Origin of the sequence: Paenibacillus sp. JQZ6Y-1, from assembly GCF_040719145.1 — a bacterium.
GTDB lineage: Bacteria > Bacillota > Bacilli > Paenibacillales > Paenibacillaceae > Saccharibacillus > Saccharibacillus kandeliae.
In genome coordinates, this window is the sequence record NZ_JBFDUZ010000004.1 from 88,299 (window position 1) to 110,272 (window position 21,974).

Here is a 21,974-nt window from a genome sequence, read left to right on the forward strand (position 1 = left end):
GCCTATCTGTTTATCTTCTGAAACAAGTTTATTGAGTGATTTCGTGATCTAATGCCATAATTGGGGCATCCCGAAAATGATAAATGGCAGGAAAGTTAACAAAAATAATAATGACCTGCTCATACCAATACGACAGGGAGAAAAGCGAACAAAGGGGTTGGGGAAATGAAATGGTATTCACACAAACGTTGGGTTAAAGCATTATCCGGTACGATGATGGCGACGGTATTGGCAGGTACAGCAATATTAGCGGGCTGTTCCAGTTCAAGCAGCGAAGCGGGTGCGACGACCGCAGACGGTAAATCTGTATTGAAAGTGGAAGTGTTCGACCGCGGCAACTCGCCAGCAGGCTCTACGATCAGTAACAACTATATGACCAAGCTTGTTAACGAACGTTTCGGCGGCAAAAACAATATTGAAGTGCAATACGTCCCTGTCCCGCGTTCGGAAGAGTTACAAAAGCTGAATGTACTGATGGCAAGCGGCGGCGATGTACCGGATATCGTATTTACGTATGATCAAGGCACATTTAACCGTTACGCCGAACAAGGCGGATTGACTGACCTGACCGATTTGCTGAACCAATACGGTCCCAATCTGAAAAAGTTCCTTGGCGATGATACACTCTCCTACGGTCAAATTGAAGGCAAACAATATGCCATTCCGGGCAAACGCTCTGTGCTTGGCAAATACGCTTCCTATATTCGTCAGGACTGGCTGGACGCATTGAAGCTGCCAGTTCCACAAACGACAGACGAGCTATACACCACACTGAAAGCATTCAAGGATAAAGACCCTGGCAAAGTCGGCAACAGTCTGATTCCATTCGGTATGACGATTGCACCAGCGCAATATGAGCCGCTGCTCTGGTCCTTTGTGCAACAGCCGCTTACTGACGAGCAAAAATATACCCTGACCCAAAAGCTCGGTTCCAGCGATTATCCAACCTTGCTGCCCGGCTTCAAGGACGGTCTGAAGTATATGAATAAGCTGTATAACGAAGGGCTTATTAGCAAAGACTTCGGTCTGGATGAAGACAAAAAGCAATTGTGGCAGGATGTACAAAACGGCAAAGTCGGCTTCTACACCGAGGATGCGGGCGAGCTGTATTTCAGCTATAACGGTACGTACAAAAACCTGCAAACCAACGTGAAGGATGCCAAGCTCACGCCAACGGATGTGTTTACGAACAACGAAGGCAAGCGTGCTAAACCAGAATACGCATCCAACGGTCTGTATATTATGATCCCAAAATCAAGCAGCAAAGCGGTGGAGGCGATCAAATATCTCGACTGGATGGCATCTGACAAAAACCTGTTCGATATGCAAAATGGCGTAGAAGGCGAAAACTACACGCTCAAAGACGGTATTCCGGTAGCGAAGGAAGATGCGTCCGAGGAAGCGCTGAATCGTCTGTACAACTATGGTGATATGGCGATTATCGCGAACGGCAAAATCGTCGGTACAGAAGAGCAAAACAACGATGCCTACATTATGCAGGTGCCAGAAGAATATCAAGCGGATATGCGCAAATCGGTCGAAATCTCCAATACCGATACGATTCCACCGGTGAACTTCAACAAGCCTATTGAGGCGGAAGCAAAATACGGTAGCGCCTTGCAGGACAAATACGCCCAGCTGATCGTCAAAGCGACGATGGCACCGGAAGCGCAGTTTGACAGCACGTATGACTCGCTGATGAAAGATTACATGAGCAGCGGTGGTCAAGCGATTCTAGATGAGCGTACCAAAGTGTTCCAAGAAGGCGGCGCAACCAAGTAAGACGGCGCAGGGATCTATCATTTCTCAACAATTGCCCTTGTGGTGTTCACGGGAATGATGGATACCAAGCCACTATTCCGAATCTCCGACAGAAGGCAATTCTTAGTCCCAGTCATGAATGACAATCAGTGTATTGGCGGCTGTACTGCCGACTTCGTGAACAGATACGTGTAGGCGTACTTCTGAAGTCGGCAGCATCAGCTGTACTCCAATCTCTGTATAGGGATGCTGTGCCACTTGATATGGTTTTGCGATTACACCAACCGAAAGGGGAGTACGACAGTGAAAACGTCCACTTACCTCCGCAGATATTGGCAGCTGTATTTCCTGCTCATGCTGCCGCTGGCTTACTTTGCTATCTTCAAATACGGACCGATGTACGGCGTACAGATTGCGTTTAAGGATTTCAACTTTTTCCAAGGAATTAACGGCAGTGAATGGATTGGCTGGGATGCCTTCCGCGAAGTATTTCAAAATCAGGACTTTTACCGTACCCTTCGCAATACCTTGATGTTGAACATTCTGGACCTGATCGTTTCGTTTCCGGCACCGCTCATTCTAGCGATTATGCTGTATGAAGTGAAGGCGGTGTGGTTCAAGAAACTGTCGCAGACCATTCTCTATATTCCGCATTTTATCTCTTGGGTTATTATCGGGGGCATTGTGTATCAGGTGTTTGGTACGCAATCGGGATTTATTAACAATCTGTGGGTATCATTCGGATTTCAGCCGATTCCGTTTTTGACCGATCCGAATTACTGGCTGATCACGTACTTACTGACCGGCGTATGGCAAAGTGCTGGCTGGGGAACGATTCTGTATCTGGCAGCATTGACGGGCATCAACAAGGAGCTGTACGAAGCTGCTGAGGTGGATGGTGCAGGACGGATGAAGCGCATTTGGCACATTACACTGCCGGGTCTGCGTCCGACGATCATCACCCTGTTGATCATCAATCTGGGCAATATGGTCACGATTGGATTTGAACGTCCATTCGTTATCGGTAACGTAGCCGTGCAGGAATATTCGGATGTACTCAGTACCTTTGTGTACCGGATCGGTTTGGAATCCGGGCAGTACACGCTGGCAACCGTTGTTGGTCTGTTCCAAGCGGTAGTTGGACTGATCTTCGTACTGGGTGCCAACCTCGCAGCTAAGAAAACGACCGGGGAGGGGATTTTGTAATGGCAGAAGCAGCTCGCGTGAACGAAACCGATCGTATCAAGATCAAGCCAGCAATCAGCCGTAGCGACCGTGCGTTTGATATTGTGAATATTACGCTGCTGGCGGTATCGGTCTTGATTTGTATTTTCCCGTTTATCCACGTATTGGCGATCTCATTCAGCTCGGCGCGTCCGATCATGTCGGGAGAGGTTACCCTATTTCCAAGAGAGTTCACGATTGAAGCCTACACGAAGGTGTTCAGTGATCCGTCGATGATCCGCTCGCTCGGCTTTACCGTTCTGCTGACCGTTGTGTTCACAGTGATGTGTATGGCAATGACGATTGCAGCAGCCTTCCCATTAGCCAAATCGAATCTGAAAGGTCGCGGCTTCTTTATGGTCGTGATCATCATTACGATGTTCTTTAGCGGCGGTATTATCCCAGAATATATTCTGGTGCGCAATCTGCATTTGCTGGATACGATGTGGGCGCTGATTTTACCGGGATTGATCAGCCCGTTTTATCTGATTATTATGATTTCCTTTTTTAAAGGCATTCCCGACAGTTTGGAAGAAGCAGCAGAGATTGATGGCAGCAGCCATTTCCTGACGCTGGTGCGTATCATTCTGCCACTGTCACTGCCAGTACTGGCAACGTTGAGTCTGTTCTATGCGGTTGGTCGCTGGAACGGATTCATGGATACGTTGATGTATATTAACAGCCCTGAGCTGTATCCGCTGCAATTGAAGCTGTATCAGCTCATTCAGAACAATATGGCGACCGAACTGATGCGTAATGAGGTAGTCGGTGCGGCGCAGATGATGCCGGAAAGTCTGAAAGCGGCGAGCGTAATCTTTGCAACGGTGCCGATTCTGATTGTGTATCCGTGGCTGCAACGCTTCTTCGTTAGCGGCGTGATGCTCGGCGCAGTCAAAGGATAACGATGAGCAAACGGTGCGGCTTTCCCTGCGGAGGCCGCATTTGCTGCTTTAGTGGTGAAGCAGCATTCAAACTACAGAGAGAAAGAAGGCGTGACGCATGTATTCATCCAAAGGCGAGTATTCCTTTTCTACCTGCTGGAACATCAAGCGTTATCCAAATGACGGAGCAGGCATGATCCGCGAGATTAGTGAGCTGGGCTTCCGCTATGTCGAACTGAATTATAATGTGACGACGGAGATGCTGAAGACGATTGAGCCATTGATCGAGAAAGGGGAGATAGGCGTATCCAGCGTGCATAATACGTTTCCACATACCCCTGACCCGGATTACGGCACGGATTCGGTGCTGCTCGGATTCGATGATGAAGATAAGCGCAAGCGTGCAGTGGAACTGCTGGTCGGTTCGGCAGAATATGCGCATCGCTATGGTGCCAAAGCGGTGGTGGTGCATCCGGGCGAGGTTCCTTTTTCCTATAATATCGACGAGGAACTGAAAGGCATCTATCATGAGCAGGGCAAGGATTCACCAGCTTATCAGAAGCTGTGGAATGAGATGCTAGAGCGGCGAGAACAGCTGTCAGAGCATTATTTGCAGCGTATTCAGCACAGTCTGGAAGAGGTGTGCGACATTACAGTATCGCGGGGGTATGATATTGCCTTCGGGATCGAAACGAGGTCGCGCTGTTATCAAATGCCCACACTGAACGAAGCGAAAAAAGTCCGTGCGCGTATGAAGGGCGCACCCGTCTATCTCTGGTACGATATTGGGCACGGCATGATGATGGATCGAATGGGATTGTATCACAATGCCGAGGAAGCGAATGCGATGAAGGACGATATTATTGGTGTACATATCCACGAAACGCTGGGTTTATCGGATCATTGGTGCCCGTATGTGCATAGCAAGGATATGGAGTACTTTGACCGCTTTCTGGATATTATTCAGCAGGCACCGATCAAGGTATATGAGCTGAAGGCAGCCTGTCAGCCGGACGAGATACATGCCAGCCATCGTCTGCTGACCGACAAAATCCAGCAGCGTCAGGCAAGTCTTGCGAAAGGAGTCTAACCTATGGATATCCTGCAAAAGCTGATCAATCTCAACGAGTCGTGGGTAGAGCGTGGACTGCATGGTCAGGTACTGGATGAGCAAAGTCGGTATTACGGCGGTGTGATCGATCCGGCGAACGGCATTGCTTGGCCTAATCACCATGCTGGTACGCCCGTTTGGATGTCGGTTTGGACAGCGGCGCTTGTGCAGCCAGAATCAGTCTATTATCGCGATCCATTGGTATTGGAGCGGTTGGGATTAGCGGCGGAATATATGCTGCGTTTCCAGCATGAGGATGGCTCGATCTCGCCGGGGTGGACGAATTTCCATTCGCCACCGGATACGGCGTTTGTTATTGTCGGGTATGCGCAGCTGTATTTGCTGTTATCACGCGAGAACTGGACAGATGCTGAGCGAGTGCTGGTCAGCATGCGTCAGTTTCTAGAGCGCTCTATGCCAGTGATGCTTACCGGCGGCTGTCATACGCCGAATCATCGCTGGGTGCTCTGCGCGGCGCTTGGATTTTTGTATGAAATCTTTGGGGATGAACGATTGGTGCAGCGGGCGCAGATGTGGCTGTCGGAAGGGCTGGATATGACACCAGACGGCGAATGGACAGAGCGCAGCAATGGCATTTATAACGCGGTCAGCGATGTGATGCTCATTCATGCGTCGCGGCTGCTGCATATGCCAGAATTGCTAGAATCAGTACGTCGCAATCTGGATATGATGATGTATCTGATTCATCCATCCGGCGAGGTAGTGACCGATTATTCGGGAAGGCAGGATTTTGGACAGACGTTTACGATGGACAGTTATTTGCTGTCATATGTGCTGATGGCGAATCTGGATAACAATGCACAGTTCGCGGCAATGGCGCAATTGGCAGCAGCGGCGTTTCATGAACCGTCCAGTTGTGCAAATAATCCATTGATCGGCATGCAGTTATATGCGGGGAATGAGCAGCGGGTGAAGCCGGGTGAGCTGCCGCAGCATTATCGGCGGATGATCAATGGAACCTTTGAACGACAGCAGTATATTGATCGTGCCGATGCCGACGAATATCGAGCGATTCAATACAGTCGTCCACATCTGGATTTTGGCGCGCCTGTGCTGCGGATGCGTCATGGCAATACGAGCCTGACGATGATGACCGAAACGTCGTCACTGCTGGCGCTGCGGCATGGGAGTGTACGCTTGCTAGGCGTGCAGCTAGCATCGTATTTTGGTCCGGGGTTTGTGCCGATGCAGACGCTGGTCGAAACGGAACGTGGATATATGATGACGGCGCTGTATCACAAAGGCTACCGAGGACCAATTGCGGCGCAGCATGTGCCGGATCATACAGATGTGGACGGCGAAGCAAGCCCTTGGTATTTGTTACCTCACGGACAACGTGAAAGCACGCATACGCAAGCGTATCGTGTGGAAGTAGAGATGGTGGAGCAGGTCAATGGTATGGATTTGTATATTCGGTGCAGCGAACCGGAGGAAGTGATGACGCAGCTATCGTTGATTTTTGACAGTGAATCGCAGCTGCTAGCAGAGGATGGCGAGCTAAGCAAGGTGTCAGACGGCGTAGAACTGTGGAAAAGTGGCTTGATTCGTGTTCAGCAGGGAAATGACTGGATGGTGCTAACTGGCGGCGCGTATGAGCACTGGGCATCCTCAGTACGCGAAGCGAGCTATCCATCGAACTGTCGTACATTGCTGGTGAATCTGATGACGCCATTTGAGCATAAGATCAGTTTGCGGTTGTCGCCTTGTGCACAGGCGGAGCGAGAGCAGCAGGTGCTGCAGCAGTTTGGTAAATAAGACGGAGCCGATCCAAAACAACCATCGCCAAAACAAGAAAAACCGCGGGATAAGGTAACAATCTTACCTTATCCCGCGGTTGGCTTGCAGCTATACAGTAGGCGATAGCCTATACGTGAAGCGGTAGCGGTGATGTCCGCTGATCGTCATTAAGTCCAGCTTGTGGTGTAACCAGCACCACAAGCTTTTTTTATTAGAAATGCAGGCGAATATGCTAGGGCATACAACCGCTACCAGCCCATACAGACCTATGTTAGCGTACCAGCGTTATGCTTCGGATTGGAGTCGTTTGCTCCAATGTTTGCGCAAGGAAGCTGCCAATGCAGGCTCCTCTAGCGCTTTGCGCAATGCAGGCGTATCGCCCTTCTCGTGATACAACAGCCGATTGCATTCGGCGATGGTGGTGCCATTGCCCTCACGGCGTACCCATGTCATTTCATCTCCAGCGGTCACTTCGCCCGCCTCCAGTACGCGGAAATAAAAGCCGGAATAACCCGTTTCCCGTACGCGAACGATCATCTGCTGCCGTTCCAGATGCGCGGCTAGCTTGAAGCAAGGCTGCCGTGGCTGACTCACCTGTACGGTGGCGGTACCGATGGTATATACGTCGCCGATACACACATCCTGTTCCAGCAATCCGCTCACCGTAAAATTCTCTCCAAACGCTCCCGCTTCAAATGGACGATCCATTTCTTTGCTCCACCACGGGTAATGCTGGGCAGAGTAAACACAAGCCGCTTTATCCGGTCCGCCGTGATTTTTCAGATCGCCTTGACCGTCCTCTTCAATCCCATTCTCGCTAATAGCAAGCGGCTTTTGCACCGGTGTTTTGATATAACCCGTGTACACGGACTTGCCGTTCCATTCGATATGTACCGGCATACCGGTGTTCAGTGATAGTAATCTTGCTGCGGTTGTCGTCGTAGATGTACTCATCGTGATCCCTCTTTTCTGTAAAAGATGCGGCAGATGGTCTGACGTCCTCTGACCATCACGCCTGTATGTTGGAGCCATTGTACCTAGAAAAACCAGCATATCCAATCTATTTTGCACAATATTCTACAAATTGCTGCCTGTTATTGTTAATTTCTGCTTTCTTTCCTGCCGATAATTGTATCATAATACGTTGTACAGATGATGACATTACGGCATACTGTAAAGGATTGTAGCACTGCACCTTGGATTAAAGGGGAACAGGATGAAAACGAAATTCATATGGCGGTGGCAACTGCTGTTGATTGTCTGGCTGCTGATGCTAGGCAACAGCCTGCTACCCATCATGACGCATGCTTCTGAAAGTCATAATTACCGAAACGGACATGTGACCGATTATACGGATATGTTTACTGAGAAAGATACAGAACGAATCAACAAGGCACTGAGCGGTCATCATTATACATTGCAGGTGATGACCGTAAACGGCTATACCCAGACGGAGGGAAGCCGATTTGCCAATGAGGTGTACGATGAAGAAGGCATGGGCGGCAATCAGCTATTATTGCTGATCACTCGCAACCCGAACTATGTGCATCTGGTCTTTCAAAATGAAGAATTGGCAGAACGTATCGCTGCCAGCAATGCACGCACCGTCGAAGGCGTGACCGATACGCAATTTGTTCCTTATGCCAAAAATGGCGATATTGCTGGTGGCGTTATCGCTGTCAGTCAATACTTGAACGGCTTACAGGATATTTCTAATGAAGAGAGTGCCACGACCGATCCCGCTGACATTACAGGCGCAGCGGCAATGGATAACTCAGCGGATCATCAGACGACAGGCAAGATGTTAAAGCAGCTGGTGCTGGGTACAATCACTGTCTTGCTGCTGGCGGCAGCCATTGTATGGGTTTTGTTCCTACTGCGTACTCGCAAGCTGCGCAGACGCCGCAGCATGCTACGTCAGCGACTGAATAAGCTAGACAAAAAACTGCATGAGCTGCTTGATTCCGAACTATTTACCTTGCTGGAACGCGAAAGAGTTAGCCGCGATCAGACGGTATTGCTAGAGCAAATTCAGCGCGACGGCGAACAGCAGCTGCAACAGGTGCAGCAGTGGCGTCAAACGGTTCAATCGTTGTCCATCTCGATCTGGTCGCTAACTAGCGCGGGGCGCGAATTGAATCGGCTGGAAAATGAGTCTTCCGCTTGGAGCAGTGAGACAGAGCAGCTGCAAGAACGGTACGAGATGATCGCTGGTGTCACAAGACCACTGCACGCTTCGACTGCTCCGACATTGCCGGAATCGACACCGCTGCATTCGATTGATCAAGTGACCGCGGAGCTGCATGAGCTGGTGGAGCGTGAGCAATTAAATGTACGCGCGGAAAATCCATTTCTACTGCTAGAGCAGGCACGGATGGAGGAGCGGCAGCTACAGCATTTGCAAGCGCGTGGTGACCATACACGGGTACTCGCTCTGCGACAAAATGTAGGGCGTTTAATCAAGGACAGTCGCCAGCTGGTACATGAGTGTATTCGTTTTCGGAATGAAGCCGTTCATACAGTTGATGAAGCGGGGCGCATTCTAGAAGAGTATGAATTGCTGCCGGAATGGCATGAGCGGGAATTGCAGCGTTTGCAAGGTGTGTACGCAGATGGGCATATCGCGAGACAGCAGCAGCGGTATGAACATATACAGGAATTGCTGAAGCAAATCGCTTCCTTCCTTCCCAGCATTGCTGCCGCACTGGAAGAGGAGCCGCCGCAATACCGAGCAGCTTACGAATACAGTCTGAACATTCGCGAATCGGTGGATCAGGTACATACGCTGCGTCTAGAATTGACGGGGTATCTTGATGAACTCGATTTGCGTAAAAAGCTTGATATGGAGCGCTGGGAAGCGATTAGCGCACAGCATCGAGATGGTGTGCGTCAACTGACGGATGTACAGACGGAGAGTGAGATTCGGTTAACGGGTCCGGTGCAAGAGGACAGCTTTGAAGCGCTGGAGAAGGCACATCGTTACCTGATGGAGACACCGCTGGATTTGTCAGCTGCGGAGGAAGCGCTTCATCAGGCGGAGGAGCGACTGGATGAATTTTTACAGCAATTGCAGCAGCAGCGTCGTACGCAAGCGGAATTGACGGATGGATCTATTGTGATTCCTCGCCCTCGTCATCGCGAATAAGAATAGGCATGCACAGGTCAAAAAAAGCAGTCGGTCTCGCCACATGTATGGCGGACAGACTGCTTTTTGATGTGCAATGGCACCATCACGTAGATGCCATGCGCAGAACGAGCCTTATTGTTTTTCCGTTTCAGAGCGGGCGGATTTCCAGCGCCAGATCATTTCACCGAGCAAATATCCGCACAGCATAAACAAAGGCACGGTTCGAGAGACTTCATTCCAGATTCCGTGCAGCGTCAAGACAAAGGTATGATCCATATAGTGCATCGCCATTACCCCCAGTGAAGTTAGACCGCCGTAGCCGAGCACGCCTTCACACCAGATAAATTGATATTTGTTCATCATAACCTCCAACGCTCTGCATATGATGCTCTTATCATAAAGCATGGAGAAAGCGGCTTCAATAGGAAAAACCGGAATTTACCAGTTCTATAGACGTTCCTCTTATTCCATCGGCTGGATAAAATGGTGCAGATCATGATCCGCCTTCGTCTGGTTGCACAGATTGCAGGCGCATACGCAATTCAGCGGTGTCGTATGCCCGCCACGTGCGCGCGGTAGCAGATGGTCAATGGTATCACCCGGACCGCCGCAGAAGTAGCAGGTATACTGGTCACGTTCCAGAATGTATTTACGGAACGAACGATTGCTGTACAAACGACGGATCGTATGTCGATTCACGACAACAGCGGCATATTCGCGTACAAGCGTAGTAGCTGTATCCAAATCGGTTTCCTGATGCCAGCGACGTCCTTTATCTGTCCGCCCGCGCATATGCACAATGCCGCGTCGCGTCGGACGCAGAATGGCAAGATCCAGTCCGTGTCCGCGAATATCTTTATGCTCGATAGACGGTAAGCTGCGCACGGGACGCGCCGTTACAATGCCCGTCCTCGGTGCTGCGCTATGATCATCTGTCTCATGCGCAACCGCAGAGGCAGTGGAATGCAGAAGTGTCACTTCCGATGCAGACGGATGCTGTGGACGTTGCCCAGCTGTTGATTGCGCGGTGCTCGGCATAGACTGCCCAGCGACTTTGATTTGTTTCCGGCATTCGCGGCATGTTCCGCGCCGACGGGAGCGTCCTGATTTGCGTCCGGTTCGCTTTAAATAATGCGAGAGCGGATACACAACGCCGCAGCGGGAACAAGCTTTGCTATCTGCTGTCTCCTGTGCAGCAGTCTGTGCTGGCTCTGTTACCGGCAGCTCGCTGTGAGTCGCTGCTGGTGATTCCTGGTGTATATGCTGCATCGTTCTCACCTGTTTCATTGTAAAATACGTACGATGGATCATGATTGTCCGCTTCGGCTCGTTATTATAGCGGCAGTAGATCCTGACGCTTGGCAATTGGCTCGCAGTCCTTACAGACGCCAACCAATCCGCCTTCATCGGTCGCATAAAAGGTTAGTCGATGCACTTCCTTTTTGCAGTATGAGCATTTTTGCAGACGCGGTTTGCTCGATATATCGCCGGATTTGGACAGCGGCAATGGTCGAACGGTAGCAGGCACTGCTTTTTTGTGCAGTTCCGCCACATTTTCTTTTTTCAAAATCGATTCTGGCTGGGAATTATTGCGCTTTAGTTCCTTGCCCTTCCCGTTGCGGCGCTGACGGAAGGAGGCGAGATGAACGACATTGGGTGCATCCTGAGGTGTCTCTTGGCTCGTATCATGATCGACACGCGGACGCGGTGTATTATTATTAGGTGGTCTGCGCTGCCCAGAAGCAAGCATCAGCATAATCCATACCAGTACGAATAAAACGGCAATAATCCCGACTCCTAACAAAATCCATGCAGTTTGCATCTAACTCACCTTCTTTGCTGATAATTAAACAAGGTTGCTGTGTACTGTATCAGGATTCCCTTTTAATTCCTGCTCATCCCTTTTTTGTTACATTTGAATTTGATATAATGCGAGACAAGGGCGAAAAGTTTTACTTCGTGCTACATAGGATGAAGAGTACGGAAACGGTGGAGCAGAAGAAGCCGGATGATACCAAGAAAGGAATGAAGCCTGTGAATAAAAAAGTCAGACGATTGACGGTACTGTGTCTGCTGGCTGCATTATTATCTTCTGTGCTCAGTTCGTGTGGATCGGATGCCGGGAGTAATAAAGAAGAAGATGGACGGGTAACGATTAAATTCTGGACGATTGCCCTGCAACCGACATTCAACGATTATTTTAATAACCTGATATCAGAATACCAAAAAAACCACCCCGGCGTCACGGTCGAATGGAGCGATTATCCATATGATGCGATCTCCAATAAGTTATTAACCGGAATTGCCAGTGGCAACGTACCGGATGTGGTTAATCTGAATACCGAATTTGCCAATCAGATGGCGTCCAAGGGTGCGCTTGCTGATCTGACACCATATTTGAGTGATGACGAGCGGTCTTCGTATTTTGACGGCATCTTCAATTCGACGGTGCTCGATAACAAGCCCTATGCGCTGCCGTGGTATACCGGTACGGAAGTGCTCTATATGAACACGCGTCTGGTGAAGCAGGCGGGACTTGATCCTGCTAATCCACCGAAAACGCGCGATGAGCTGAACGAATGGTCCCGTCAGATCAAAGCCAAAACCGGTGCTAGCGGCTATGCACTCACTTTTGCTGCGCGGCTGTTCCCGGTAGAAGGTATTTCCATTCTGAATGATGACAAAACGGCGGCTGCCTTCAATACACCGGCTGCATTGACGATGATTCGCAATATGCAGCAGTTGATTCAGGAGGGAGTACTGGTTGGCGAGGATGCCAATTTTGACAAGCAAATCCAGTACTTCTCCAGTGAACAGACGGCGTTTGAGATCGCAGGACCAACCTTTATCAACTTTATTAAAACGGCTGCGCCGGATGTGTACAAAAATACCATCGCTGTGCCACTGCCAACAGGCAAAGCCGATGTGCGATTGTCCAATACGATGAATCTGGTAGTGCCTGCCAAATCGGGCGCACCGGAGCAGGCAGCGGAATTTGCCAAATTCCTGACTGATGCGGACAATCAAACTTCCTTCTCCAAAGCGGCAAATACGCTGCCAAGCACGAAGGAATCGATCAAGGACGCGTATTTTACCCAGAATGATAATACGCTGGAGTCGCAGGCGAAGGTCGCTTCTGCCGAAAGTCTGGACAAGGCGGTCGATTATATGGTCGGCGTGCCGAATGCTAGCGATATCAACTCCGCAATTGCGGTGCAATTGCAGGAAATTTTCCTGAACGGCAAAGACCCGCAGCAGGGGCTGGCAACCGCCGAGCAGGAAGTGAATCAAATTCTGAAGCAGTAATTCCATAGCGCCCGATTGCGAAGCTGTATGATGCGCATCGGGCGCTATGCCCAATCAGGCGCCATGTTGTATGGTACACCTGCTGTCGCAACGATACCCAAGTCAACAGTCACATCTATAAATGAGAACGTACCTGACCCTTTAAAGGCGGTGAACGAGCATGATGAGATGGATGAGAACCGAGACGTTTGCCGCGTGGGCTTTTATGGCTCCCGGTCTGCTGATTGTGGCCGTATTTGTGCTATGGCCGATTTTATACGGTATTCCGCTGTCCCTGACCGATTATTCGGTCATTGGAGAAACTCACTATGTCGGCGTGAAGAATTATGTCACTGCTGTACATGACAAAAGCTTTTTGACGTCCCTTTGGAATTCGCTTGTGTATGTGCTGATCGTGCCATGTATCCAGATTCTTTCCATCCTGATGGCGATTCTGGTGAATACCCGTTTGCCGCTGATCAAGGCGTTTCGCGCCGCCTACTATATTCCGGTCGTTACCTCGATGGTAGCGGTCGCGCTGATGTGGAGCTGGCTGTTCAGCAGCAACGGCGTGATCAACTATATTCTGATGCAGCTCGGTGTGATTCAGGAGCAAATTGGCTGGCTATCCACTAGCAGCACGGCGCTGTATGCGCTCATGTTCATTACGATGTGGAAAGGGCTTGGCTACTACATGGTGCTGTACCTCGCCGGACTACAAGGCATCCCATCGGAGCTGTATGAAGCAGCGATGATCGACGGGGCGAGCCGCTGGCAAAGTATTTTGCGGATTACGATTCCGCTGCTGCGTCCGCATATTCTGTTCTGTACGCTGATCTCGCTCATGGGCGCGATTCGGGTCTTTGACGAGATGTTCGTACTGACGAGCGGCGGGCCGGGCAATGCAACGCTGACGTCGAGTCTGTATATTTATCAAAAGGGTCTGGAGCAGTTTAACTTTGGTTATGCGTCCGCCCTTGGGCTGATCGTGAGCGTCATTGTTGGCGCACTTAGCATCTTTGTGTTCCGTCTGAACCGGAGAGGCGGTGTGCAGACGTACTCATGAATAATGCGATGGAGCATTCCCGTGACCATGCCGTATCATCCGCTGCCACGATGCGACGGGTGAAAAAGACACTACATTACACGATTACGTACCTGCTGCTGATCATACTGGCGCTATTTATGACAGGCCCGTTTCTATGGCTGCTCAGCGTATCGCTGATGCCGGGGCGCAATGTCTTTTCCAATCCGCCAGCGATCTTGCCGACGTTTATCGATTTCGCTAATTACGCGCAGGTATGGAACTATATGAATTTCCCGCGTTACATTATGAATACCGTGATCATTACCGTGATAGGGGTTGTCTGTAATATTGTACTGTCGTGCATGACGGCGTATCCGCTGGCGCTGTTCCGCTTTCGCGGCAGAGATACGGTGTTTGCGATTCTGATTGCGACGATGATTATTCCGTCGGCAACTGCGATGATTGTGCATTATTTGACCATTCAGTGGCTGCATCTGGGGAATACGTATCTCGGTGTGGTGCTGCCTGCGGCGGTATCGGTATTTAATATTTTCCTGATGAGACAGACCTTTCTCGGCATTCCACCAGAGATTCGGGATTCCGGTAAAATGGACGGCGCGTCTGAGCTGCGCATCTGGTGGCAACTGGTCTTGCCGCTGGTGAAGCCGGGGATCGCAGTAATTATGCTGCTGGAAGTGATGGCGTTCTGGAACAATTTCCTCTGGCCTATCGTCGTACTGGACGACCCGGAGAAATATCCACTCGCCGCAGCACTGACGTATTTGAACGGACAGTTTTCGTATAATTTTGGCTGGATTGCGGCAGGCACGATCATCTCGGTTATTCCGATCATCGTCGTGTTCCTTTTCACCCAGCGATATTATATGGAGGGTCTAGCAGGAGCAGTAAAGGGATAGGCGACTCGCCTGTCCCTTTTTTTGTTGCGTGTTTGTAGAGTAGTTATTGCATGGTTATAGCGAGCATGGAGTTATCGTATAGGCAGCGATCTGGATGTATTCATTGCTTGGATGCAGTACTAGATAAGTAGGAATCGATTGGTATGACAGATTGGGGATATGGGTGAGGATGATATTTTTAAGATCGTGGTTGTAAATATGCCATTTATTTTTACATATACAGTGAGGGGCGATCAAGTGCTGGATGTCAAAGTGAAAACTGCTGCCGACATTCCTAAATGAGATAGTTGGAAGTAGAAGGCAGCAGGTCGGAATTTTACTTTTGTCTCGTAATATGTTTGGATGGAAATACAGATGTTTTTAACTATGGGTAAATTTGTATGAATGTCGAAGTTGTCTACCATCCCTGTACGTGTGTTTACAGGCAGTAGAGTGTATGTCCTTACACCCTGTTGTTTGCGAACATTACATACGTCCAAAGGAGCCTGCGTAATCATGAATACAACCATTGGTAACAAGGAACAAATCGTGATCATGCCGCTAGATGAGCGGCCGTGCAATTTCAACTTTCCGTATCGGCTTGCTCGGTCGACAGATTACGAGCCACTGCGCCCACCGATTGAATGGATGGGTCAGAAAAAGCAGCCTGCCGACACGGCCCGACTGTGGACATGGACCGAAATGGAAACGAGACATGCTAGCGGAGCGGTATTGTCGCTGGATACGCTGCTGTATGGCGGCATCGTTCCTTCGAGGTTGCACGAATGGAGCAGCGAAGAGATCGCCGAACGTCTGCGTCATCTTCGCACATTAAAAGAGAATAACCCGAAGCTGATCATCTACGCCTTTCAGCTGATTATGCGTTGCCCGCAGTATTCGTCGTCAGATGAGGAGCCGGATTATTACGCCGACTGGGGACGCGAGATTTTCCGCAAAGGATATTTGGAGCATCTATCCGAGGTACAAACGCTGACGGCAGATGAACAAGTGGAGTTGGATGACATTAACAGCCGTTTGCCACAGGAGGTGCTGGACGACTATCTCGGTCGCCGTGCGATCAATCGGGAAGCGAACCGCTTGGCGCTCGAATATGTGGCGGACGGTACGATTGATTTTCTCATTTTCCCACAGGACGATTCGGCGCCATATGGTTATACCGCGCGCGATCAGCAGCTGGTGCGTGCCGGTATTCGTGAGCGTCAGTTGGGTACGAGAGTGTATATGTATCCGGGGGCAGACGAGGTCGGATGTACACTAATTGCACGGATGGTGAATACGCTGAACAATGCCGTGCCACTTATGTATCCACGCTTTGGTTCAGTAGAAGGTCCGCATATCATTCCTGCGTATGAAGATCGGCGATTATACGAAACGTTGAAATACCAGATCATCGCTGCGGGTGGGATGGTTGCCGACAGCTCGGCGGAAGCAGATATCGTGCTGCTGGTGAATACACCGGGCGAGAAGATGGGCGAAGCCGTCAATCAGGGTACACCATCCGCCAACTATGATACCGAGCGTACCGTAGTAGAACTGGTGGAATATGCAGCATACTTGCTGAATCGACAGGAGCATGATGCAGAAGCGGATGTCCTGTCTGAATATCGTTCTGCTGAAGACGCAAGGCAGACGGGAAGTGAAGCTTCTTTTACAGATGAGACAGGAAATGAAACAGCAGATGAAGCGGAATATGGAGCATTACCGCACCGTCCGGTCGTTGCCATTGCGGATATTGCCTATGCCAATGGCGGTGATCTGGAATTGCTGGATCTACTGCGGCAAAAAGCCATCCTGTACCGTCTCGCCGGATACGCAGGCTGGAATACTAGCTCCAATACACTGGGAACTGTCATTGCGCAATCGATGCTGTATGCGCAATATGGCGCCAGTCGTCGTCATGACCATTTTCTGGCGCTGCGGTATGTAGAGGACTTTGGATATGATTCTGTCGTCCGCAAAGCATTAAGCAATGGTCCAATTCAGGAGCTAGGGCTTGATAAATTCCGCCTAGATGGACCGCGCGGACTTGTCTCTGAGATGGTTCGTAGCGGATTGGAGCAATTCATCGCCCGTTATCTGACTCAGGAAGGGCATACGATCGAAATACGGGACTGCTATATGCCGTGGAACCGCATGTTTGAAGTTGGGCTATCTGTCCGACTTCAATAACTACTATTATATGATTAGCCGAAAGGAGCACCATACGATGAACCAACATCATCATTCCCATTCACCAAAACCAATTGTACAAACGACGAATCAGCCGCCAACCGGCTATCGCACTCTACAAGCCGATGTGATCGTGATCGGTGCGAGTCTTGGCGGTACGCTAGGCGCACTGGCAGCTGCACGTCAGGGCTTGAAGGTTATTTTGACCGAACCGACCGACTGGATTGGCGGACAGCTGACCTCGCAGGCGGTACCACCGGATGAACACCGCTGGATTGAAAAAGGCATCGGCGCACCGGGTACGTTTATCGAATTCCGTGAACGGGTGCGCGAATATTATCGTCTCAACTATCCACTGACTGAAGAAGCGCTGGAGAACCCGATCCTGAACCCCGGCAACGGCTGGGTGAGTCGATTGGCGCATGAACCGAAGATTGCGCTACAGGTGCTAGAGGATATGCTAGCGGTGTATATCAATACGGGACGCATTGAAGTGTTATATCATACCGAACCAGTAGAGGCTGTCACACAGCATGATGAGATTGTATCCGTAACGGTGCGTCATACCGGAGATTGTGATTCCCGCTATTCCACACTGATCGGCTCCTACTATCTGGATGGTACAGATGAGGGTGATTTGCTGGAACTGAGCGGCACTGAATATGTGAGTGGCGCCGAGTCCAAGTCACAAACGGATGAACCGCATGCGCTGGATGAAGCTGAGCCTCTAGATATGCAGTCGATCACTCATGTAGCGGCAGTCGATTATATCGAAGGTGGCGACTTTACGATCGACAAGCCAGAGCAATACGACTACTGGAAAGCGTACAAGCCATCCTTCTCCGAGTATCCGATTCTGAGCTGGTACGCGACAGATGCCAACGATACGAGCAAGCTCAAGGAATTCACCTTGTTCCCGAATGAGCAGGGCGTGACATCATTGTGGGATTATCGCCGCATCGTCGACCCAGCGATCTGGACGGAAAAGCTAAGCGCTGAGGTCAGCCTGCTCAACTGGGCGATGAACGACTATTACGCGGGTCCGGTTACGGGTGTACCACTGCAAGAGCGCCTACCGAATCTGGAAAGCGCGCGTCAACTGACCTTATCTCTTGTCTACTGGCTGCAAACCGAAGCGCCCCGTCTGGACGGCGGCAAGGGCTATCCGGGTATTCGTTTGCGCGGCGATATTCTCGGTACAACGGATGGGCTTGCCAAATCGCCATATATCCGTGAATCGCGCCGTATTAAGGGCATGTATACGATCACAGAGCATGATGTGAGCAAGGAGTTACGCGGAGAGCAGGGCATTAAGCGGTATGAAGATAGCGTCGGGATCGGCAGCTATTCGCTTGACCTGCATCCGACCGTGAAGACGCATCGTACCTTTTACATTCCGAATTATCCATTCGAGATTCCACTCGGCTCGCTGATTCCGGTACGCGTCAAAAATCTACTGCCTGCCTGCAAAAATATCAGCATGACCCAGATTGCTGGGGGCTGCTACCGCCTGCATCCGGTCGAATGGAATATTGGTGAAGCGGCAGGTTATCTGGCGGCGTATGCAATCGCTAATGAATTGACACCACAGGAGGTGTACGCTTCCAGCGAGCATGTCAGCCGTTACCAAGAGTTGCTAACCGATCGTGGCGTACAGCTGCATTGGCCAAAAGAAGTAGAAGAAGAAGTGCTTCAACCGCCACAATCCTAATCGGAATAGCTGCAAAAGAGTACAAGCATAAGCCTCCTGCATGCAGGGGGCCTTTGCTATACAGAAATGAAACGGCAGTGGTATGCAACAAAGCGTTGACGAGAACAGCACAAAACACGCATACTTAACCGGGTTCGGGTTTCTATAGCCCGCTATATGATACGTAAGAGGTGCGAGAGATGAAGTTGAACGAATTTTATATCGGTCAGACATTTGAGACCGGTACATTAACGATAACGGATGACAATATCCATGCTTTTGCTTCGGAATACGATCCGCAATATATGCACTTGGACAAGGAAAAAGCCAGCGCCGGACGATTCGGTGGCATTATCGCCTCCGGCATCCAAACGCTGGCGGTATCGTTTAAGTTGTGGGTAGAAACAGGCAGCTACGGCGAAGATGTAATCGCTGGAACCGCCATGAACAATATCAAATTCATTCGTCCCGTCTTTCCCGGCGATGTACTGCATACAGTTGTCAAAGTACTCGACGTCCAGCCTAGACGCAGAGAAACCGGCATTGTGACGGTGCTGCTCTCTACCTCTAATGAACGAGAAGAACAGGTTTTCGCCGCAGAATTATCCGCGCTGGTTCAGGCGTAAGTATTCGGCGGTTGTTCCTTGAGCAGCTCAATCAGTTCCAGCCGCAGCGACTGCATCGCATCCTCCGGCGCCATGTGCATATAACGGCTGAGCTGGCGCATCTCTGGCTCATAATAGTTGAGTAGCTCCAACATCGCTTGCTGTCCATCTGGACGGCGCGCCTGTTCTAGCAGGGTTACAAATTGTTCGTCTGGGAGAGGAATTGCAAGCTTTTGCGTTTCCATCGGTTCACCGCCTGTTGACTGATGTGCAGCTGTTCTGCCAGTTCTTGCTCATTTTGACCGTCGATATACAGACCGATCATAATGTGTCTTGCGTTATCCCAAGGCAGGCTATGAATCCATTCCTGCACAATAATAGACTCCATTTCATCCATTTTTGTGGAAAATGGTTGGATTTGCTCATTCAAATGTAATGTTTCATGATATAATCTGGTTTTGGCGCGGTACTGCATCCGCCAGGACGCCTGCCGTAGCCGCTGCCTGTACTGTTCACTTAACGGTTGAGTAACGGACATGATGTTCAACTCCTTTGTGATATAATTTCCATATAAGGGAACTTATGTTCTTATTTTACTATTAAAAGAGGACTGTGGCGCAGGCAGTCCATCGGTTCCATAGCTGAAAATGAGATGATTTTTGGCGGAATCTTGCTGCTCTGACGGTGGTTTTGTGCGAGCGTGCGCTGCTGCACGCAAGCAAGCTGAGGGGAATGGCCCGGAAAGGTGTTTTGGTGACATGTTTACGATTTTGCTGTTTATTTTTGCGATTCAAATAGTGTATGTAACGGCGTATACGCTGCGTACCATTCTGACGCTCAAAGGTCAGAAGTATGTGGCTGCCAGTATCGGCACAGTGGAGGTCGTCATTTATGTACTGGGCTTGAATATGGTGCTCAGCTACTTGGATCAGATTGTGAGTCTGGTTGTGTACGCGGTTGGTTATGGTATGGGGATTCTGCTTGGTTCGTGGATTGAGGAGAAAATTGCCCTTGGTTATATTACCGTCAAGGTAATTAGCGACGCGCCTAACTACCGTCTCGCCGAAGTACTGCGCGACAAAGGCTACGGCGTCACCGCCTGGATCGGTCACGGTCGCGATGGCGAACGCATCATGATGGAGATTCTTGCCAAACGCAAAAACCGTGAGAATCTGTACAAGAACATTTTGGAGATTGATCCGAAGGCGTTTGTGATTATGGTAGAGCCGCGCGAGTTTCACGGCGGATTTTGGACGAAGGCGATCAAGCGTTGAATGGACGTGCTGACGGCGAATACGGGCTTGTATTATCGTCGTATAACAAGGTAGCTCCATTGCGGGATTGCCTGCTATGCTAGTTTGATTACAGTTATATAGTGATTGATCCATACTCGAAACCCATCTTGAATGTAAAAAGATGGGTTTCTTTCGTATACCTATATGTTTAAAGTGCTAGGGTAGGACCTATCGTCATTCATTATAATAAGGAGGATTTATCATATGCCAAGTCAGGTTCCAACCAAGACATTGAACGACGGACTGGACATTCCAGCGATTGGGCTGGGTACTTACTCGCTTAACGGTTATAACGGTGTCGAATCTATCAAGCAGGGGATTGAAGTCGGGTATCGACTGATTGACTCGGCGTTTAACTATGAGAATGAAGGCGCAGTCGGACGTGCTGTACGGGAAAGCTCAGTGCCGCGCGACCAGCTACGTATCTGCTCCAAGCTGCCCGGACGGCATCATGCGTACGACAAAGCACTGGTAACGATTGAAGAATCGCTGCTGCGCACGGGGTTGGACTATTTTGACCTATATATCATTCATTGGCCCAATCCGAAGCAGGATCGATACGTGGAGGCATGGCAAGCGATGATCGAAGCGCAAAAACGCGGCTATGTACGCTCCATCGGTGTCAGCAACTTCCTACCCGAGCATTTGGAGCGCATAATCAAGGAAACGGGCGTTGCGCCAGTGCTCAATCAGGTAGAGCTACATCCGTATTTTGAACAGACTCAGCAGCGTGCTGCCAACGACAAGCATGGCATCATTACCGAATCGTGGAGCCCGCTTGGTCGCGGACGCGGTGAGGGTGTGCTGGAGGATGCCGGAGTGAAGGCAATCGCCGACGCTCATGGCAAAACGCCAACGCAAGTCATTCTGCGCTGGCATACACAGCTAGGCGCCGTTCCGATTCCCAAAGCTGGATCGCGCGAGCACCAGCAGGAGAATCTGGACATCTTCGACTTTGAGCTGACTGACGAGCAGATGCAAACCATCTCGGCATTTAGCAAGGATAACAAGCGTCTATGGGATCAGGACCCGGCGGAATATGAAGAGTTTTGATCGGAATGTAGCATCGAGAATATAGGTGCTGAATATACCGTAATAGCTATATAAACACACAGAAAAGGCAT

Annotated in this window: 20 protein-coding genes; 14 read left to right on the forward strand and 6 right to left on the reverse strand. The window is 50.1% G+C overall.

The features are described 5' to 3' along the window. Positions 1 to 165: 165 nt before the first annotated feature. The 5 genes from ABXR35_RS18800 to ABXR35_RS18820 all read left to right on the forward strand — a co-directional run bounded on the left by ABXR35_RS18800 (position 166) and on the right by ABXR35_RS18820 (position 6,753). The gene (locus ABXR35_RS18800; protein ID WP_367063578.1) at positions 166 to 1,782 is read left to right on the forward strand and encodes an extracellular solute-binding protein; all 1,617 of its coding nucleotides are present in this window, start codon (positions 166 to 168) and stop codon (positions 1,780 to 1,782) included. A gap of 333 nt (positions 1,783 to 2,115) precedes the next feature. Continuing rightward, positions 2,116 to 2,967: an ABC transporter permease gene (locus ABXR35_RS18805; protein ID WP_436669393.1), complete on the forward strand. Its 852-nt coding sequence runs from the start codon at positions 2,116 to 2,118 to the stop codon at positions 2,965 to 2,967. Next, entirely contained in the window at positions 2,967 to 3,887 is a 921-nt protein-coding gene (locus ABXR35_RS18810) for a carbohydrate ABC transporter permease (RefSeq protein WP_367063580.1), read from the forward strand. The genes ABXR35_RS18805 and ABXR35_RS18810 overlap by 1 nt, the downstream gene beginning before the upstream one ends. Before the next feature lie 97 nt (positions 3,888 to 3,984). After that, positions 3,985 to 4,956, forward strand: a complete 972-nt coding sequence (locus tag ABXR35_RS18815; RefSeq protein WP_367063581.1) for a sugar phosphate isomerase/epimerase family protein — start codon at positions 3,985 to 3,987, stop codon at positions 4,954 to 4,956. A 3-nt stretch (positions 4,957 to 4,959) separates the two neighbouring features. After that, positions 4,960 to 6,753: a prenyltransferase/squalene oxidase repeat-containing protein gene (locus ABXR35_RS18820; protein ID WP_367063582.1), complete on the forward strand. Its 1,794-nt coding sequence runs from the start codon at positions 4,960 to 4,962 to the stop codon at positions 6,751 to 6,753. 267 nt (positions 6,754 to 7,020) lie between these two features. On the opposite strand, the gene ABXR35_RS18825 is transcribed toward ABXR35_RS18820, so the two are convergent. Continuing rightward, positions 7,021 to 7,689 carry an MOSC domain-containing protein gene (locus tag ABXR35_RS18825; protein ID WP_367063583.1) on the reverse strand — a complete coding sequence of 223 codons (669 nt, stop codon included), beginning with the start codon at positions 7,687 to 7,689 and terminating at the stop codon, positions 7,021 to 7,023. A 262-nt stretch (positions 7,690 to 7,951) separates the two neighbouring features. Here ABXR35_RS18825 and ABXR35_RS18830 point away from each other — a divergent pair, with 262 nt between their 5' ends. Next, the gene (locus tag ABXR35_RS18830; RefSeq protein ID WP_367063584.1) at positions 7,952 to 9,880 is read left to right on the forward strand and encodes a TPM domain-containing protein; all 1,929 of its coding nucleotides are present in this window, start codon (positions 7,952 to 7,954) and stop codon (positions 9,878 to 9,880) included. A gap of 114 nt (positions 9,881 to 9,994) precedes the next feature. Here ABXR35_RS18830 and ABXR35_RS18835 read toward each other — a convergent pair whose 3' ends face one another. The 3 genes from ABXR35_RS18835 to ABXR35_RS18845 form a co-directional block, all read right to left on the reverse strand. Then, positions 9,995 to 10,222, reverse strand: a complete 228-nt coding sequence (locus ABXR35_RS18835; protein WP_367063585.1) for a hypothetical protein — start codon at positions 10,220 to 10,222, stop codon at positions 9,995 to 9,997. Between the two features lie 102 nt (positions 10,223 to 10,324). Further along, positions 10,325 to 11,131, reverse strand: a complete 807-nt coding sequence (locus tag ABXR35_RS18840) for an HNH endonuclease (RefSeq protein ID WP_367063586.1) — start codon at positions 11,129 to 11,131, stop codon at positions 10,325 to 10,327. Positions 11,132 to 11,195: 64 nt separating this feature from the next. Beyond that, positions 11,196 to 11,684 carry a hypothetical protein gene (locus ABXR35_RS18845; protein WP_367063587.1) on the reverse strand — a complete coding sequence of 163 codons (489 nt, stop codon included), beginning with the start codon at positions 11,682 to 11,684 and terminating at the stop codon, positions 11,196 to 11,198. A 149-nt stretch (positions 11,685 to 11,833) separates the two neighbouring features. On the opposite strand from ABXR35_RS18845, the gene ABXR35_RS18850 reads away from it, so the two are divergent. The 6 genes from ABXR35_RS18850 to ABXR35_RS18875 all read left to right on the forward strand — a co-directional run bounded on the left by ABXR35_RS18850 (position 11,834) and on the right by ABXR35_RS18875 (position 19,576). Further along, positions 11,834 to 13,168: an ABC transporter substrate-binding protein gene (locus ABXR35_RS18850; RefSeq protein ID WP_367063588.1), complete on the forward strand. Its 1,335-nt coding sequence runs from the start codon at positions 11,834 to 11,836 to the stop codon at positions 13,166 to 13,168. A 160-nt stretch (positions 13,169 to 13,328) separates the two neighbouring features. Next, the gene (locus ABXR35_RS18855) at positions 13,329 to 14,213 is read left to right on the forward strand and encodes a carbohydrate ABC transporter permease (protein ID WP_367063589.1); all 885 of its coding nucleotides are present in this window, start codon (positions 13,329 to 13,331) and stop codon (positions 14,211 to 14,213) included. A 50-nt stretch (positions 14,214 to 14,263) separates the two neighbouring features. After that, positions 14,264 to 15,091, forward strand: a complete 828-nt coding sequence (locus tag ABXR35_RS18860) for a carbohydrate ABC transporter permease (RefSeq protein WP_436669394.1) — start codon at positions 14,264 to 14,266, stop codon at positions 15,089 to 15,091. A gap of 495 nt (positions 15,092 to 15,586) precedes the next feature. Beyond that, positions 15,587 to 17,260 (forward strand): DUF4127 family protein, encoded by a 1,674-nt coding sequence (locus tag ABXR35_RS18865; RefSeq protein ID WP_367063591.1) that lies wholly within the window; start codon positions 15,587 to 15,589, stop codon positions 17,258 to 17,260. Between the two features lie 37 nt (positions 17,261 to 17,297). Continuing rightward, positions 17,298 to 18,971: an FAD-dependent oxidoreductase gene (locus ABXR35_RS18870; RefSeq protein ID WP_367063592.1), complete on the forward strand. Its 1,674-nt coding sequence runs from the start codon at positions 17,298 to 17,300 to the stop codon at positions 18,969 to 18,971. 179 nt (positions 18,972 to 19,150) lie between these two features. Beyond that, positions 19,151 to 19,576, forward strand: a complete 426-nt coding sequence (locus tag ABXR35_RS18875; protein WP_367063593.1) for a MaoC family dehydratase — start codon at positions 19,151 to 19,153, stop codon at positions 19,574 to 19,576. On the opposite strand, the gene ABXR35_RS18880 is transcribed toward ABXR35_RS18875, so the two are convergent. Both ABXR35_RS18880 and ABXR35_RS18885 read right to left on the reverse strand, forming a co-directional pair. Further along, positions 19,567 to 19,800 (reverse strand): hypothetical protein, encoded by a 234-nt coding sequence (locus tag ABXR35_RS18880; RefSeq protein WP_367063594.1) that lies wholly within the window; start codon positions 19,798 to 19,800, stop codon positions 19,567 to 19,569. The two genes, ABXR35_RS18875 and ABXR35_RS18880, sit on opposite strands and share 10 nt — an antisense overlap. Next, complete coding sequence (locus tag ABXR35_RS18885; RefSeq protein WP_367063595.1) at positions 19,752 to 20,093, reverse strand: sigma-70 RNA polymerase sigma factor region 4 domain-containing protein; 342 nt, start codon at positions 20,091 to 20,093, stop codon at positions 19,752 to 19,754. The genes ABXR35_RS18880 and ABXR35_RS18885 overlap by 49 nt, the downstream gene beginning before the upstream one ends. A gap of 220 nt (positions 20,094 to 20,313) precedes the next feature. On the opposite strand from ABXR35_RS18885, the gene ABXR35_RS18890 reads away from it, so the two are divergent. Continuing rightward, positions 20,314 to 20,829 (forward strand): DUF2179 domain-containing protein, encoded by a 516-nt coding sequence (locus ABXR35_RS18890; RefSeq protein ID WP_367063596.1) that lies wholly within the window; start codon positions 20,314 to 20,316, stop codon positions 20,827 to 20,829. Positions 20,830 to 21,054: 225 nt separating this feature from the next. Continuing rightward, the gene (locus ABXR35_RS18895) at positions 21,055 to 21,903 is read left to right on the forward strand and encodes an aldo/keto reductase (RefSeq protein ID WP_367063597.1); all 849 of its coding nucleotides are present in this window, start codon (positions 21,055 to 21,057) and stop codon (positions 21,901 to 21,903) included. Positions 21,904 to 21,974: the final 71 nt, after the last annotated feature.